Here is a 16,817-nt window from a genome sequence, read left to right as displayed (position 1 = left end):
AAAGGGGTTAGGGGAGAAACGGAATGCATAAACAGTTTGCCCGCATTATTGGCATATTTTTCTTATTAGGTTTGCTAGCGCCACTGAGTTGGGCTGCGGCTCCTGCATGGCAACCACTGGCAGAAGCTATTCATAAAAGTGAACATGACCTGCGTAAATATCAGGCAATAAAGTTGCCGAATGGTATGACAGTATTGTTAGTTTCTGATGCACAAGCACCTAAATCCTTGGCCGCACTGGCGTTGCCTGTCGGATCATTGGAGGATCCAAATAACCAATTAGGTTTGGCTCATTATCTGGAACACATGTTATTGATGGGCTCTAAACGTTTCCCTGAACCAGGTAGTTTCTCTGAGTTCCTGAAGAAACACGGTGGTAGTCATAATGCGAGTACCGCTTCTTATCGAACCGCTTTTTATCTTGAAATTGAAAATGATGCGTTGGCTCCTGCGGTTGACCGATTGGCAGATGCTATTGCAGAACCCTTGTTAGACCCGATTAATGCTGACCGTGAACGTAATGCGGTCAATGCAGAACTGACGATGGCCCGTTCCCGCGATGGGATGCGTATGGCACAGGTTAATGCTGAAACCCTCAATCCAGCGCATCCGAGTGCACGTTTCTCGGGCGGTAATCTTGATACGCTGAAAGATAAGCCTGATGGCAAATTACACGATGAATTATTGAGCTTCTATCATCGTTACTATTCCGCCAATTTGATGGCAGGCGTGTTGTACAGCAATCAATCACTGGAGCAGTTAGCACAATTAGCGGCTGATACATTTGGTCGCATTCCTAATCGGGATGCAAAAGTACCACCGATTACGGTACCAGTAGTCACCCCGGATCAAACTGGCATTATTATCCATTATGTTCCGGCCCAACCGCGTAAACAGCTAAAAGTCGAGTTCCGCATTGAGAACAACAGTGCAGAGTTTCGCAGTAAAACAGATACCTATATTAGTTATTTGATTGGCAACCGCAGTAAAGACACATTATCTGACTGGCTGCAAAAGCAGGGATTGGCGGATGCAATCAATGCCGGCGCTGACCCGATGGTAGACCGCAATGGGGGGGTATTCTCCATTTCTGTGTCACTCACCGATAAAGGTTTAGCCAAACGTGATGTGGTGGTCGCGGCCATCTTCGATTACATCAATATGTTGCACAAAGATGGCATTAAAAAGAGCTACTTTGATGAGATTGCTCATGTATTAAATCTTGATTTCCGCTATCCCTCAATCACGCGAGATATGGATTACATCGAGTGGCTGGTGGATATGATGCTGCGAGTGCCTGTCGCACATGTACTTGATGCCCCTTATCTGGCTGATCATTATGATCCAAAAGCCATTGCCGCACGCTTGGCTGAAATGACACCAGAAAATGCACGAATCTGGTTTGTTAGCCCTGAAGAGCCTCACAACAAAGTGGCGTATTTTGTCGATGCACCTTATCAGGTCGATAAAATCAGCCCGAAAGTGATGAAAGAGTGGCAACAATTAGGGGGGGATATCACGCTGAGCCTACCAGCACTTAACCCTTACATTCCGGATAATTTCACGCTGATTAAAGCTGATAAAAATATCACCCACCCACAGAAAGTCGCTGAACAGCCGGGTTTACGGGTGTTTTACATGCCAAGCCAGTACTTTGCTAACGAACCCAAAGCGGATATCTCGGTTGCTTTTCGTAATCAGCACGCCTTGGATACTGCCCGCAATCAGGTTCTATTTGCCCTAACCGATTATCTGGCTGGCCTTTCACTCGATGAACTGAGCTACCAAGCCTCTATCGGTGGAATTAGCTTCTCCACGGCACCAAACAATGGTTTGTATGTTAGTGCTAATGGCTTTACCCAGCGGATGCCGCAGTTGTTAACCTCACTGGTTGAAGGCTACTCCAGTTTCACGCCAACGGAAGACCAACTGGTGCAGGCTAAATCTTGGTATCGTGAGCAGTTGGAAGTTGCCGAGAAGGGTAAAGCTTATGAACTGGCGATCCAGCCGGCCAAGTTGCTATCTCATGTGCCTTATTTTGAGCGCAGCGAGCGACGTAAACTACTTGATACGATTAGCGTGCAAGATGTCGTGACCTACCGCAATAACATGCTCAAACAATCTGCCATTGAGGTATTAGCGGTGGGTAATATGACAGCCCCGCAGGTCACTTCGCTGGCGGAGTCATTGAAGAAACAGCTCGGTTTGACGGGAACCACTTGGTGGACTGGCGAAGATGTTGTGGTCGATAAGGCCCAGTTAGCCAATATGGAACGGGTTGGCAGCAGCTCTGATGCTGCACTGGCAGCTGTTTATGTACCTATCGGTTATTCAGAAATTGATGGTATGGCGCACAGTGCCTTACTGGGTCAAATTGTTCAGCCGTGGTTCTATGATCAACTGCGCACGGAGGAGCAACTTGGTTATGCGGTATTTGCCTTCCCAATGTCGGTTGGACGTCAGTGGGGCCTAGGCTTCTTACTGCAAAGTAACAGCAAACAACCTGATTACCTTTATCAGCGCTATCAGGCTTTCTATCCACAGGCTGAAAAACGACTGCGTGAAATGAAACCGGCTGATTTTGAACAATATAAGCAGGGGCTAATCAACCAATTGCTGCAACGTCCGCAAACACTGGATGAAGAAGCTAGCCGTTATGGTAATGATTTTAATCGTAATAATTTTGCCTTTGATAGCCGTGAGAAAATGATTGCTCAAGTGAAGTTACTGAATAGCACCATGCTGGCTGACTTCTTCCAACAAGCAGTCATTAAGCCGCAAGGTCTGGCACTGCTCTCTCAGGTTAAAGGCCAAGGGCAAACGACGGGTGGATATGCGGTACTTCAAGGATGGACCACCTATCCAACCGCCTCCGCCTTGCAGGCGACCTTGCCGCAGAAGGTATTGGCTCCATGACATCAATGACTCCCCAGCGGCTGGAGCCGCTAACGCTCCCCTTATATGGCGAGAGGCTAATTGAAGCTTCTGCCGGAACGGGTAAGACTTTTACCATTGGGGTACTTTATCTAAGGTTGCTGCTTGGCTTGGGGGGAGGGGCTGCGTTTAGTCGCCCTCTTATGGTTGAGGATATCCTGGTGGTGACCTTTACCGAAGCCGCAACTGAAGAGTTAAGAGGGCGAATCCGCGACAATATTCATGAGTTGCGTATCGCCTGCGTGCGGGGAGTCAGCGATAACCCAATGCATAAGGCTTTATTAGCCGAAATCATTGACTTAAGTGAGGCCGCAGCACAATTGCTGGCGGCTGAGCGCCAGATGGATGAAGCGGCGATTTATACCATTCACGGCTTTTGTCAGAGAATGCTGGCGAATAACGCTTTTGAATCTGGCATTTTGTTCGAGCAAACATTGGTGCAGGATGAACTGCCACTGCGCAGACAAGCTTGCGCCGATTTCTGGCGGCGTCACTGCTATCCGCTCCCCTTGGCTGTGGCTCGAGCTGTCAGTCAGGAGTGGAGCGGGCCAGAAGCATTACTCAAAGATCTCTCTGCCTATCTACAGGGTGAAACGCCAAAGTTTCGGCAAGCGCCCGGTGATGATGAAACGATACTCAGTCGGCATCAGCAAATCGTGGTGCAAATTGACGCGGTCAAAGCACAATGGTGTGCCGCCGCGCCTGAGTTAGAGGCATTGATCAGCATCTCAGGTGTTGATAAGCGCAGCTACAGCGCCCGATATTTACCCAACTGGCTGGAAAAAGTCGGTGCATGGGCAGATCAGGAAACGGGTGATTATCAGTTACCTAAAGAGCTGGAAAAATTCCGCCAGTCAGTTTTATTTGAGAAAACTAAAAAGGGTACAGCGCCACAACATGCCCTATTTAGTGCCATAGACAGCCTATTCGAGCAACCGCTGACACTAAGAGATTTGATTTTAGCCCGAGCGATCAGTGAGATACGAACATCCGTCCAGCAGGAAAAACGGCAACGGGCGGAGCTGGGATTTGATGACCTGCTCAGCAAACTGGATGTGGCATTACAGCAGTCGGGTGGTGAGTTGTTGGCCCAATCTATTCGTAACCGTTATCCCGTCGCAATGATTGATGAGTTTCAAGATACCGATCCCCAACAATACCGCATCTTCCACACGCTTTATGGTGGACAAAAAGAGTGCGGTCTATTACTGATTGGTGACCCCAAACAGGCTATTTATGCTTTCCGTGGTGCAGATATATTTACCTATATCCGCGCCCGTTCTGAAGTAAGCGCCCACTACACACTAGAGACAAACTGGCGCTCCTCCTTCCCGATGGTGCAATCAGTGAACCGGCTATTTAGTTTGGTCGAGGTGCCTTTCCTGTTTGAACAAATTCCTTTTATAAAGGTATCTGCTGCGGAAAAAAACAGCCATTTATCTTTTGAAATTAAAGGAAAAAAACAGCCAGCCATCTCTTTTTGGTTGCAGCCAGGAGAGGGTGTCGGAGTGAGCGAGTACCAACAATTGATGGCGCGACAGTGTGCAGCCCAAATCCGTGACTGGTTAACCGCTGGCCAAAATGGGCAGGCCCAATTAGTGACAGCCGATGGATCAAGGCCAGTTCAGGCATCTGATATCACTATTTTGGTACGCAGCCGGGCAGAAGCTGCATTAGTGCGTGATGCAATGAGTGCATTAGCCATCCCATCGGTTTATTTATCCAACCGTGACAGTGTGTTTGATACCGCAGAGGCCAAAGATCTGTTGTGGTTGTTGCAGGCTGTTTTGGCTCCAGAGCAGGAGCGGGCATTGCGCAGTGCAATGGCGACAGGAATGCTCGGACTGGATGCAAAAATATTGGATGCATTGAATCACGATGAGCGTGCATGGGATGCTTTGGTTGAGGAGTTCGATAGCTATCGCCAACATTGGCAGCGCCGTGGTGTACTGCCCATGTTGCGGGAGATTATGGCTCACCGCCATTTAGCTGAAAACCTGCTTGCGACACCGGGTGGAGAGCGTCGACTGACGGATGTGCTGCATTTGGGGGAACTATTGCAAGAAGCCGCATCACAGCTTGATAGTGAGCACGCACTTATCCGCTGGTTGGCACAGCAAATAGCGCAACCCAATCATCAGTCAGATAATCAACAACTGCGCTTGGAAAGTGACCGCCATTTGGTGCAGGTTATTACAATCCATAAATCGAAAGGGTTGGAATATCCGTTGGTTTGGCTGCCTTTCGTTGGCAATTTCCGCCAGCAGCAGGATGTGCTGTACCACGATCGCCACAGCTTTGAGGCTCTGCTTGATCTGAATGCAGATGAAGAGAGCCAGGCTCTGGCTGAAGAGGAACGGCTGGCAGAGGATTTACGGTTACTCTACGTGGCACTGACCCGTGCGGTTTATCATTGCAGTGTGGGTATTGCGCCGCTGATTAAAGGCGGGCGGAAAAAGCAGGGCGAAAGTGACATGCACCGCAGCGCATTAGGTTATCTGGTGCAACAGGGGCAGGCAGGTGATGCACAATATTTGGCCGATAAATTAGCAGAACTAACAGCGGCAGCAAAAGGCGATATTTCTGTATCACTGGCAGAGCGCCCGGACGATACGCCTTGGCAGCCACAACCGGAAATTTTACCAGCACTTGCTGCGCGCCAATTTAACCGGCAAATACAGGATTATTGGCGTGTCACCAGCTATTCTGGCTTACAGCAGCATGGCTCAAGTAAAGGTGGTGCTTCACAGACCCTAAATGTGCCGCTACAAGAATTACTTCCACGGCTGGATACCGATGCTGTTGGTGAGCAGGTATTGATAGCCACAGCGCATTTAACCCCACATACTTTCCCACGCGGCGCAGCACCGGGAACTTTCCTACATGACTTACTCGAGCCAATGGATTTTAGTCAGCCTATTGAGCAAGAGTGGTTGGCAGAGCAGTTGCAGCGACAGGGTTTTGGTGAGCAATGGCTGCCAATGTTGTCTCAGTGGCTAAATGACATTGTACAAGTTCCGCTCAATACCACGGGTGTGACATTGGCTGGGTTGACGCCGGAGAGCAAGCAGGCCGAATTACAATTTTATCTGCCAATCGATACGCTGCTGCGCGCCAGTGAATTAGATTCCTTAATCAAACACTATGACCCGCTCTCTCGGCAGTGCCCAGTGCTGGATTTTCAGCAAGTTAGAGGGATGCTTAAGGGGTTTATTGACTTAGTTTTCTGCTGGCAGGGTAAGTATTACTTATTGGATTACAAATCAAATTGGTTGGGTGAGGACAGTAGCGCCTATACCCGAGAGGCGATGACTCAAGCCATGGCTGAGCATCGTTATGACCTTCAATATCAGCTCTATACACTGGCATTGCACCGCTATTTGCGCCACCGATTGGCAGATTATGACTATCAGCGCGATTTTGGTGGCGTCATTTACCTCTTCCTACGTGGTGTTAATAAGCAACATCCGGGCAACGGTATCTTTAGTTGCCGCCCTGAGCTGGAATTGATTGAAGGAATGGATTGTTTGTTTAGTGGTCGTGAAATAAATGATAATGCTATCCAAGTAGATGAGAGGGCCTCACTATGATGGCGTTACTGAATCAGGCGCTCGGTGACCACTTACTGCGCCCGCTGGATCTTCAGTTTTCACGAATGATCGCGGGCGACAATAACCCGATGCTGCAATTGGCCGCCGCTATTCTCAGTGCCGAAGCGGGGGCTGGGCATGTGTGCTTACCATTAAGCTACTTGCAGCCTGACCTGCTATTTGGTGGGCGGCAGTCGGCGTTATCACAAGCACTGTGGCAGGCTGCGGGTGCGCCAGATGAGTCGCGTTGGATACAGGCACTGAATAACTCCCCTGCAGTGAGTGACGGCTCACAACCGACGCCGTTGGTTTTGCAAAATAACCGTTTGTATTTGCAACGAATGTGGCAGTACGAAGGGGATGTGGTTCGGTTTATTGCCAGCGACAGCATGGCTGCATGGGTCAATGAACCTCGAGACGTAAACGAAATACTATTAAGAACCACGCTAGACCGATTGTTCGGCTTGGCGGGTACTGAGGTTGACTGGCAGAAAGTGGCCGCCGCCGTTGCTGCGACCCGCCGTATTTCCGTGATTTCTGGTGGACCGGGAACAGGGAAAACCACTACAGTCGCTAAGTTATTGACCGCACTGATACAGCTGAGTCAGGGGCAACGTTTACGTATCCAGCTTGCCGCACCAACCGGTAAAGCGGCCGCGCGATTGACCGAGTCATTGGGTAATGCTATTCGGCAACTCGTATTAACTGATGATGAGCGGAAGCTATTTCCAGATCAGGCATCCACGCTACACCGCTTGTTAGGGGCGCAACCTAACAGCCAGCGCTTGCGTTACCACCGTGGCAATCCGTTAAACCTTGATGTGCTGGTGGTCGATGAGGCATCAATGGTGGATTTACCGATGATGGCGCGGTTAATTGCAGCTCTGCCCGCGAAAGCTCAGGTTATTTTTCTTGGTGATCGTGACCAATTGGCCTCGGTTGAGGCCGGTGCGGTATTAGGTGATATTTGTCGTTTTGCTGAATGGGGTTACAGCGAATTACGGGCTGAACAATTAGCGCGGTTAACTGGATGTTCATTGCTCGGAGTCATTCCCATTGGCGATGTACCAACAGATGCCGTCAATGTCCGTGATAGCTTGTGCTTACTGCGCAAAAGCTACCGTTTTGATGAAAAATCAGGTATTGGACAGCTCGCTTTGGCCGTTAATGCCGGGAAGTCTAACAAGGCATTATCAGTTTTAAGCAGCACCTATTCTGACATCGAATGCTTCTCTCTGGCCGATTCTGATGACTATCAGGTATTGCTGGAGGATTGTGCCGCTGGCTATCAGCATTACCTTCAGTTGGCGACATCCGGTGCACATGCCGTTGATGTGTTAGCGGCATTTGATCGCTATCAGTTGCTGTGTGCATTACGTACCGGGCCATTTGGGGTCAGCGGCTTAAATGAGCGGATTGAGCAGTTGTTGCATCGCAAAAGGTTTATTGAGCGAGCATCTGGCCCATCAGGGCGTTGGTATGTTGGCAGACCAGTGATGATTGGACTTAATGACAGTGCTCTGGGTCTATTTAATGGGGATATTGGTATCGCGTTATATGACTCAGAAGGCGAGCTTCGGGTCCATTTCCAACTGCCTGATGGCAATATCAAGTCGGTGCAACCCAGCCGTCTTCCCAGCCATGAGACCGCTTATGCCATGACAGTGCATAAATCTCAAGGATCGGAGTTTGAGCACACGGCATTAATATTACCCAACACCTTTATGCCGGTACTCACCCGTGAATTGGTTTATACCGCGATCACCCGTGCTCGCCAGCGATTAACACTCTATTGCAGTCATGCTGTATTGAGTCATGCGATACGGACACCCACGCAGCGTCGTAGCGGATTAGTTGATCGGTTGAATGAGTTGAAGAAGAAAAGCTAAGGGGGCGCAGCCCCCTCAGACCGTTGACAAAGTGGATTAGCGGGGAAATGTGCCGAATGGGTCGTAACGGCTAAGCCGCCGGAGCGCCCATAGGTGCAGTCGCTCCGCCAGTCCCCGAGCTACAAATGAGGTTGTTGACAAAGTGTCAGTGGCGGAGATAACAGGCAGATCGTAAAGACGCCGTATTCCCTTTGTAAAAATAAGCATCGCTGATGGCGCGGATGCTTTACTCTTCCGCCTGTCCTCACCGTTCCAGATCGAGTTCTCGACGCACTGCTACAAATCAGCCAGCAGAATCTTTGAGCGCCGCTGATAGTTATATAACTCCTGCTTCTGAATCGGTAAAACCTCAACCTCAGCTGGAGTAAAACCACGCTCTTGGAACCAGTGAATACTGCGGGTGGTTAACACAAACAGCTTTTTAAGGCCCATTTGACGTGCCTGGTTTGCGACTCGTTTGAGAAGCATCTCCCCACGGGAGGAGCTACGATAGTCCGGATGCACGGCCACACATGCCATTTCACCGATTTGCTCCTCGGGGAATGGATAAAGTGCAGCGCAGGCAATCGTCAGATTATCTCGCTCAATAATGGTGAACTTATCGATCTCCATCTCAAGCTGTTCTCGTGAGCGGCGGACTAAAATCCCTTGTTGTTCCAGTGGGCGAATCAGCTCCAGTATGCCGCCAATATCATTAATGGTGGCGCGGCGCACTTGCTCCGCACTCTCCATCACAATTTGGGTGCCGATACCATCACGGGAGAACAGCTCTTGCACTAGCGCGCCATCCTCCTGATAACTCAGCAAATGGCTACGACGCACGCCGCTGCGACAAGCTTTTACTGCCCCACGTAGAAAACGGACTGTACCCGAGTTGTAATCACCCTCTTGCTCAAGATCCTCGATCCGTTTTTGAGCATCATTGGGGAACAGTTCTGAAATAATGTTGCCTTCGCTGTCCGTCACCCCTTGGGATGAGCAGAAACCGATCATTTTTTCCGCTTTGAGTTTGATAGCTAATTGCGTGGCCACCTCTTCTGACGTGAGGTTAAAACTCTCGCCAGTCACTGAGACCGCAACCGGCCCTAGCAATACGATAGCGCCATTATCTAATTGACGATGGATAGCATCCTCATCAATCCTCCGAATGCGTCCGCTATGACAATAATCCACACCGTCATCAACACCTAATGGTTGGGCAATAATAAAGTTGCCGCTAACCACATTAATATGCGCGCCTTGCAGTGGAGTATTATTCAAACTCATTGATAATCTAGCGGTGATATCCAGCTGCAATAAACCCGCAGCTTGCTTAACCATTTCCAGCGTTCGGGCATCTGTGACTCGGGTATGTTTGTGATAAATAGGTTCGTAGTGATGCTGTGCCAGATTGCTATCGATTTGTGGGCGTGCGCCGTAGACCACGACCAGCCGGATGCCAAGACTATGCAACAAACCGATATCGTTGACGATACTAGAGAAGTTCTCATGTTCAATCGCCTCACCACCCAACATGACGACAAATGTCTTGCCACGGTGTGCATTGATATAGGGAACTGAGTGACGAAATCCCTGGACCAGTTCAGTACTACGTTCCTTCACGGCAGACCCTCATTGAATTTTTATTCGCTATTTTTGTATTTTTATTCTTTTTTGACCAAGATGGCAAGCAACAAATTACGATCAATTGCATATGTATGACGCATAACTATTAATAAATCGAATAACATAAATAATGTTTTTCTAATGACAGCATTGAATTGATTCGTTAAAGTTTTTCCTCATAAAACTTTTTGTTTGTTTTTTATTCATATTTTGGTTGTTACTTTGGAGTTACATGGCAGATTCAAATCATAATTCTGGGCGTCGCCGTCTACTACAAGGTGCTGCCGCAGCCTGGATGCTAAGTGTCAGCCGGGTTGGATTTGCTGCTTCTTCACATATTATCGCCGTCAGGGTTTGGCCCTCTTCCACTTATACCCGGGTGACGCTGGAATCCAATACCCCGCTAAAATATCGTCAATTTGCGCTGAAAAATCCGGACCGTATAGTGGTTGATATTGAAGGTGTACATCTCAATAGCGTACTGAAAGAGATCAGTAGCCAAGTGCAGTCCGGTGATCCTTACCTTAAGCAGGCACGAGTTGGGCAGTTTGATAAAAATACCGTCCGCCTGGTGTTGGAGTTGAAACAAAGCATCAGTCCACAACTATTTACGCTGAAACCCTTCGCTAAGTTTCGTAACCGCTTGGTCGTGGATTTATATCCCGAACAGGGCAGTACCTCGATTGAAGACGATCCCTTACTGGCATTGTTGGAAGATTATAATAAAGGCAATGTGGAACGTAATTTACCCGCAGAGACACCCAAAGTGGGTAAAGCGGGGCGGGATAGGCCGATTGTTATCATGCTGGATCCCGGTCACGGCGGTGAAGACCCTGGCGCAATTGGGCGAAATAAGACGCGCGAAAAAGATATTGTGTTGCAAATTGCCCGCCGGCTACGGACGCTGATCCAGAAAGAAGCGAATATGCGAGTGTTTATGACCCGCAATGAAGATGTCTTTATCCCGCTGAAAGTGCGAGTGGCAAAAGCTCGTAAACAGCGTGCGGATTTATTTATCTCAATTCATGCCGATGCATTCACCAGTCAGGCCGCCAGAGGCTCCTCCGTATTTGCGTTATCGACCAAGGGGGCAACCAGTACCGCAGCACGCTTCTTGGCCCAGACGCAGAATGAGGCAGACCAAATTGGTGGGGTCAGCAAAAGTGGGGATCGCTATCTGGACCATACCATGATTGATTTGCTGCAAACGGCGACCATCAATGACAGTCTGAAGTTTGGTAAAGAAGTGCTTAACCGAATGGGTAAAATTAATAAGCTGCATAAGAACCGTGTCGATCAGGCGGGCTTTGCAGTTTTGAAAGCGCCAGATATTCCATCAATCTTGGTTGAAACGGCATTTATCAGCAATCTGGAAGAAGAGCGGAAATTACGTACCAGCCATTTTCAGCAGCAAGTTGCTGAATCTATTTTTGCTGGCATCAAAGCCTATTTTGCTAATGGTGGGGCGATGGCACGGGTGTAATCAGTTAGGGAGATGCTATTGATGTACCGCAGGGGTGGGTTAGCCCTTGCTGGGGGGAACTCTCGATATTTATTGAAAACCAGAAACAAAAAAACACCCTTTAGGGTGTCTGATGTTGATATGAAAATGATTAAGAATTGGTTGCGGGGGCCGGATTTGAACCGACGACCTTCGGGTTATGAGCCCGACGAGCTACCAGGCTGCTCCACCCCGCGTCCGTCTTAATACTCTTTTCTATCTTACTCTTTATCTCTTATTACTTAACCGTGTAATTGGTTGCGGGGGCCGGATTTGAACCGACGACCTTCGGGTTATGAGCCCGACGAGCTACCAGGCTGCTCCACCCCGCGTCCGTCATTACACTTTTACTTCTGTTGCTGTTTTCACAGCTGAACTGCCATTCTACCTAATTAGTCTTAAGTTTCAAGGCTATCGGACGACATTTGATACTGCTGGTAGCCAGTATCGGTTGGTTGCGGGGGCCGGATTTGAACCGACGACCTTCGGGTTATGAGCCCGACGAGCTACCAGGCTGCTCCACCCCGCGTCCGATTGAGCGCACTATACTCTGGATGAGATCTGTTGCAAGTAGTTTTGCCACTTAATTTAGGTAAATAGGTTTTTTCGATTAATTTATCAACTATCTGTTTCCTTTTTCCCCACAATGGCATCAGGGGATTTTTTTCCACCTGCTGATTCCTTTATCTATAGGCGTTTGTTATCGTTCGTCGGTAGATAATATGAGTAATAGAAGGCGTGAAATGACAAGTCGTTGGGGCAAATACCTATTGAGTGGAATAATGATTGCTGTTCTGGCTGGCTGCCAATCACGGCCAACCGATCGTGGGCAGCAATATAAGGATGGGCATCTGGAGCAGCCACTGGAGTTGGTGAATGAGCCAAATGCGACAGGTAAGCCAGTCAACGCAAAAGATTATTCTGATCAGGTGAAAGTGATTAACCAATCTTCACCGGGTCTGTATGGCCGTAATAGTAGTACATTTAATGCGGTAGAAAACTGGATGTTGGCGGGCGCTGATACCAGCAAGTTAAATCTATTTGGCTTGAATGCCTACCAAATGGAAGGCGTGGATAACTTCGGTAATGTGCAATTTACTGGCTATTACACCCCAGTACTTCAGGCGCGCTATACCCAACAAGGCGAATTCCGCTATCCACTTTATCGTATGCCCACTAAAGGAAAGGGGCGTTTACCTGATCGTGCCTCAATATATTCAGGCGCATTGGATAACCGTAACTTAATTATCGCGTACACCAATTCATTGGTGGATAACTTTATGATGGAAGTGCAGGGCAGCGGTTATGTCGATTATGGTGATGGGCGGCCACTAACCTTCTTCGGGTATGCAGGTAAAAACGGTCATGCTTATCGTAGTATTGGTAAGGTACTGATTGATCGCGGAGAAGTTGCTAAAGCTGATATGTCGATGCAGGCTATCCGTCATTGGGCTGAAACTCATAGCGAAGCTGAAGTCAGAGAGTTATTAGAGCAAAATCCCTCCTTTGTCTTCTTTAAACCGGAAATGTATGCGCCAGTAAAAGGGGCTAGTGCGGTTCCTCTGATAGCCAAAGCCTCGGTGGCTTCTGACCGTTCGTTGATCCCGGCGGGTACTACGTTGTTGGCTGAAGTTCCCTTACTGGATAATCAGGGCAAATTCACTGGTCAATATCAGATGCGCCTAATGGTCGCACTGGATGTGGGGGGGGCAATTAAAGGTCAACACTTTGATATTTATCAGGGGATTGGTCATGAAGCAGGGCAAGCGGCCGGTTTCTACAACCATTATGGTCGTGTTTGGGTGCTGAAAAATGCCCAAAGTAATGGGCCACTGTTTACTGCCTATCAAGGTGGTGCTAAAACTGCACCCGCTGGCAATGGTTTATCGCTATTGGTGAGCAATCAAGGTCAGTAAGCAGATTATTTGATGTAATAGATTCACTCTTTATCTGGCGGCCAACTGGCCGCTTTTGCATTTGCTCCATCAATTTTATTAAAGCCATTTATTATTTCTAAGTCATTAAGGTAACAAGTCTATGAGCACTGCCTTTTCCGAAGCTTACCAACAGCGGTTTGGTGGTATTGCGCGCCTTTATGGGCAACAGGCGCTGACACTTTTTTCGCAGGCGCATGTTTGTGTTATCGGCATTGGCGGCGTGGGGTCTTGGGCTGCGGAAGCACTGGCACGTACGGGCATTGGCGCGATCACGCTGATTGATATGGATGATGTTTGCGTCACCAATACTAATCGCCAGATCCATGCATTGCGGCACAATGTCGGGCAGGCTAAAACGGAAGTGATGGCGGAGCGCATTCTGGCTATCAATCCTGAATGTCGGGTGACTTGTATCGATGATTTCATTACCGCAGATAATGTTGCCGAGCTTTTAAATAATAATTTCAGCTATGTCATTGATGCAATAGACAGTGTTCGCCCAAAAGCAGCACTGCTGTCCTACTGTCGCCGTTATAAAATCCCAGTAGTCACCACTGGTGGCGCGGGCGGGCAAATCGATCCAACGCGCATTGAAGTGGTGGATCTGGCGAAAACCATTCAGGATCCACTGGCGGCGAAGCTACGTGAAAGACTGAAAAATGATTTTAATGTGGTGAAAAACAGCAAAGGAAAACTGGGGATCGACTGCGTTTTCTCCAGCGAGCCTTTAGTTTACCCGCAGGCCGATGGTTCGGTCTGTGCCTCCCGTAGTACCGCTGAAGGTCCAAAGAAAATGGATTGTACTTCAGGTTTCGGTTCGGCAACCATGGTCACCGCGACCTTTGGTTTTGTTGCGGTGTCCCATGCATTGAAAAAAATGATGGCGAAGGCGGCACGTCAGGCGTAATCGTTTACCGCTAGCGATATTGGGCAGCGATCGCCCGTACACCCTGTGCCAGTGCTTGCAAACCACTGGCGCGCGAAGTACTTAATTGCTGGCGTAAACCGAGTTGATCAAACAGCGCCAATGGATCTTCTGCCAAGACCTGTTGCGGAGTTTTGCCTTCTACAGCGGTCAAAATCACCGCCAGTAACCCACGAACAATACGCCCTTCACTGTCGCCGTAGAAATGTAAACTGCCATCTGGTAGATGCTGATGCCCCAGCCACACTCGGTTTTCACAACCGGTTAATTCCAGTTCATTTTGTTTCAATGAGTCCGGCAGTGGCGGGAGTTGTTTAGCCAGCAAAATTAACTGGCGATAACGATCTTCCCACTGTTTGTGGGTACTGAATGTCTCGATAAGCTGAGTTTCAGTAATATCGTGACCAAAAGGGTGCGGCGCAATCATCGTTTTCTCGTTTTATTGCATGTTGATATTTATCGGAATTATCATCCGGTGACACTTAATCTTGCAAGAGCTCCAACGCCTTAGCGATCGCGGCGCACAGCATTTCAGCATCGTCAGCGGTATTATAAGGCGCGAATGATGCTCGCAGGCTGCCATTGATCCCCAGCGCCGCCATGAGTGGTTGCGCACAGTGCTGCCCAGCGCGTAGCGCAATACCTTGTTCCGCCAGCAATGTCACTAAATCGCTGTGATGAATGCCGTCAAAAGTGAAGGCGAGCAAACTCGATTGCTGGCAACGGAAGCTGCGAAAGCCCGGCAATTCAGCCAGCTTATTTTCCGCCATCGTCGCTAAACTTTGGCTATATACCTCGGCCTCTTCCAGATCAATATGTTCGAGCCAACTGAGCACCGCCGATAAGCCAATCACGCCAGCAATATTTGGCGTACCTGCCTCAAAGCGGTAGGGCACCTCATGAGGCGTGAAACCACCGAATGAAGCATGAGTAAGCATTTTCCCGCCACCTTGCCAGGCGGGCATCTCATCCAGTAATTCTGATTTACCGTACAGCACCCCAATACCGGTCGGGCCGTACAGTTTATGGGCGGAAAAAGCATAAAAATCAATATCTAGTGCTTGAACGTCTGCTGGGCTGTGGACAATACCCTGCGCCCCATCCACCATAACAACACAATTATATTGGTGTGCAAGTGCTATTGCGCTCGCCAATTCTGGACTGCCGCCGGTGACATTAGACATCTGCCCCAGTGCCAAGACGCGTGTTTTATCATTCAGCAATAGCGGCAGTTGTGATAAATCAGGTAGGTGGTCAAGACTGATAGGCAACTTAATGATTCTAGCCCCTGTCTGCTCAGCAACCATAAGCCAGGGGATTAGGTTCGCATGATGTTCTGCTTCGCTAACAATAATTTCATCGCCAGCTTGTAGGCGAGGGCGAGCGTAACTTTGCGCCACGAGGTTAATCGCTTCGGTCGTGCCACGGGTCCAAACGATATTTTCTGCTGCGGGGGCATTAATAAAGTCAGCCACCTGTTGGCGAGTCTCTTCAAAACGGACCGTCAATGATAATGCCGATTGATGCTGGCTGCGATGTACTGTCGCGGCATCCTGCTGATAGAACAGCTGTGTTGCCTCAATCATGGCTCGGGGCTTTAGGGCAGTTGCCGCGCTGTCCAGATAGATTATCTCATCGCTAATTGCCGGAAATTCCTGACGAAAATCCGTTGGATTAAAAGCCTTCATACCGTTTTTTGCATCCTTTGGTTCACTTCGGAACAGTCTCATTCTGACGCGTTTTGTTCATAAATCACCCACTAACAACCCTGATGGCTGGAAATATGTCATAAGCGGGTTATGCTGAATAGTAACGGACACAACCATTTGTCTGGTAATGGAACTGAGTTTTTCAGCATTTTAATCTGCAAGGAGTCACCCATGAAAAAGACAGCTGCCGTAATTTCTGCACTCATGCTCACTTTTACTTTAGCAGGCTGTTCAAGCAACTATGTCATGCATACTAATGATGGTCGCACTATCGTTGCTGATGGTAAACCTAAAGTAGATGATGAGACAGGGATGATAAGTTACACCGATGCCAATGGCACCGAGCTGCAAATTAATCGCTCAGAAGTCAAAGAGATGGTTGAGGGCAATTAGCTTTAGGTTAAGTCGTCGTTGTAATGATGTCTGACGCGGCTTAAAAAACCTTGGTAACAACTTAAATGTAAGCTCTGACTGATGTGCAAGCCAAAGTGGCGCTTACATTTAAGCTCTAAGAAATAAGCAAACGCTAAAAATTGGATAAAAAAAAGCACCGCGAAAATGGCGGTGCTGCATAAAATCACTATGGACAGACAGGGTAAATGTACAGGAAGTGAAAAAAAAACAGTAGCTTAGCTACTATGTCTGGGACACCAGACCATTTGCAAACACAACATCACAACCACAAAGCCAAAAGCATTTCAGTACCTGGATACTAAACCTACTTTTCG

The 16,817-nt window shown here is 48.6% G+C and carries 10 protein-coding genes and 3 tRNA genes; 7 read left to right on the top strand and 6 right to left on the bottom strand.

The features are described 5' to 3' along the window. The first annotated feature begins 23 nt into the window (after nt 1-23). Genes ptrA through recD form a run of 3 tightly spaced genes read left to right on the top strand, consistent with a single transcriptional unit; the run spans nt 24 to nt 8,412 of the window. Nucleotides 24-2,915, top strand: a complete 2,892-nt coding sequence (gene ptrA, locus ACZ76_RS04790) for a pitrilysin (RefSeq protein WP_048617283.1) — start codon at nt 24-26, stop codon at nt 2,913-2,915. After that, nucleotides 2,912-6,523, top strand: coding sequence for an exodeoxyribonuclease V subunit beta (recB, locus tag ACZ76_RS04785; protein WP_048617281.1), 3,612 nt, complete (start codon nt 2,912-2,914; stop codon nt 6,521-6,523). The genes ptrA and recB overlap by 4 nt, the downstream gene beginning before the upstream one ends. Continuing rightward, entirely contained in the window at nt 6,520-8,412 is a 1,893-nt protein-coding gene (gene recD / locus ACZ76_RS04780) for an exodeoxyribonuclease V subunit alpha (protein ID WP_048617279.1), read from the top strand. Before recB ends, recD begins: the two co-directional genes overlap by 4 nt. Nucleotides 8,413-8,688: 276 nt before the next feature. Here the strand turns inward: recD and argA are convergent, their stop codons facing one another. Then, nucleotides 8,689-10,014, bottom strand: coding sequence for an amino-acid N-acetyltransferase (gene argA, locus ACZ76_RS04775; RefSeq protein ID WP_048617277.1), 1,326 nt, complete (start codon nt 10,012-10,014; stop codon nt 8,689-8,691). A gap of 235 nt (nt 10,015-10,249) precedes the next feature. Between argA and amiC the strand changes: the two genes are divergently transcribed. Next, nucleotides 10,250-11,500 carry an N-acetylmuramoyl-L-alanine amidase AmiC gene (amiC, locus tag ACZ76_RS04770; RefSeq protein WP_048617275.1) on the top strand — a complete coding sequence of 417 codons (1,251 nt, stop codon included), beginning with the start codon at nt 10,250-10,252 and terminating at the stop codon, nt 11,498-11,500. 138 nt (nt 11,501-11,638) lie between these two features. Here amiC and ACZ76_RS04765 read toward each other — a convergent pair. From ACZ76_RS04765 to ACZ76_RS04755, 3 genes are all read right to left on the bottom strand, one after another. Then, a tRNA-Met gene (locus ACZ76_RS04765) sits at nt 11,639-11,715 on the bottom strand. Between the two features lie 58 nt (nt 11,716-11,773). After that, nucleotides 11,774-11,850 (bottom strand) — tRNA-Met (locus ACZ76_RS04760). Between the two features lie 120 nt (nt 11,851-11,970). Continuing rightward, nucleotides 11,971-12,047 (bottom strand) — tRNA-Met (locus ACZ76_RS04755). A gap of 214 nt (nt 12,048-12,261) precedes the next feature. Here ACZ76_RS04755 and mltA point away from each other — a divergent pair. Both mltA and tcdA read left to right on the top strand, forming a co-directional pair. Beyond that, entirely contained in the window at nt 12,262-13,434 is a 1,173-nt protein-coding gene (gene mltA / locus ACZ76_RS04750) for a murein transglycosylase A (RefSeq protein WP_048617273.1), read from the top strand. Between the two features lie 121 nt (nt 13,435-13,555). Further along, complete coding sequence (gene tcdA, locus ACZ76_RS04745) at nt 13,556-14,362, top strand: tRNA cyclic N6-threonylcarbamoyladenosine(37) synthase TcdA (RefSeq protein ID WP_048617272.1); 807 nt, start codon at nt 13,556-13,558, stop codon at nt 14,360-14,362. A 10-nt stretch (nt 14,363-14,372) separates the two neighbouring features. Here the strand turns inward: tcdA and csdE are convergent, their stop codons facing one another. Together csdE and csdA are read right to left on the bottom strand one after the other, a co-directional pair. Then, entirely contained in the window at nt 14,373-14,807 is a 435-nt protein-coding gene (csdE, locus tag ACZ76_RS04740; protein WP_048617270.1) for a cysteine desulfurase sulfur acceptor subunit CsdE, read from the bottom strand. Between the two features lie 55 nt (nt 14,808-14,862). Further along, on the bottom strand, nt 14,863-16,068 hold the full coding sequence (gene csdA / locus ACZ76_RS04735; RefSeq protein WP_048617268.1) for a cysteine desulfurase CsdA: 1,206 nt from the start codon (nt 16,066-16,068) through the stop codon (nt 14,863-14,865). A 192-nt stretch (nt 16,069-16,260) separates the two neighbouring features. On the opposite strand from csdA, the gene ACZ76_RS04730 reads away from it, so the two are divergent. After that, the gene (locus tag ACZ76_RS04730; RefSeq protein WP_048617266.1) at nt 16,261-16,482 is read left to right on the top strand and encodes a YgdI/YgdR family lipoprotein; all 222 of its coding nucleotides are present in this window, start codon (nt 16,261-16,263) and stop codon (nt 16,480-16,482) included. Nucleotides 16,483-16,817: the final 335 nt, after the last annotated feature.

The sequence above is a fragment of the Yersinia aleksiciae genome, assembly GCF_001047675.1.
Classification (GTDB): Bacteria; Pseudomonadota; Gammaproteobacteria; order Enterobacterales; family Enterobacteriaceae; genus Yersinia; species Yersinia aleksiciae.
This window is presented reverse-complemented; position numbering and strand designations above follow the sequence as displayed.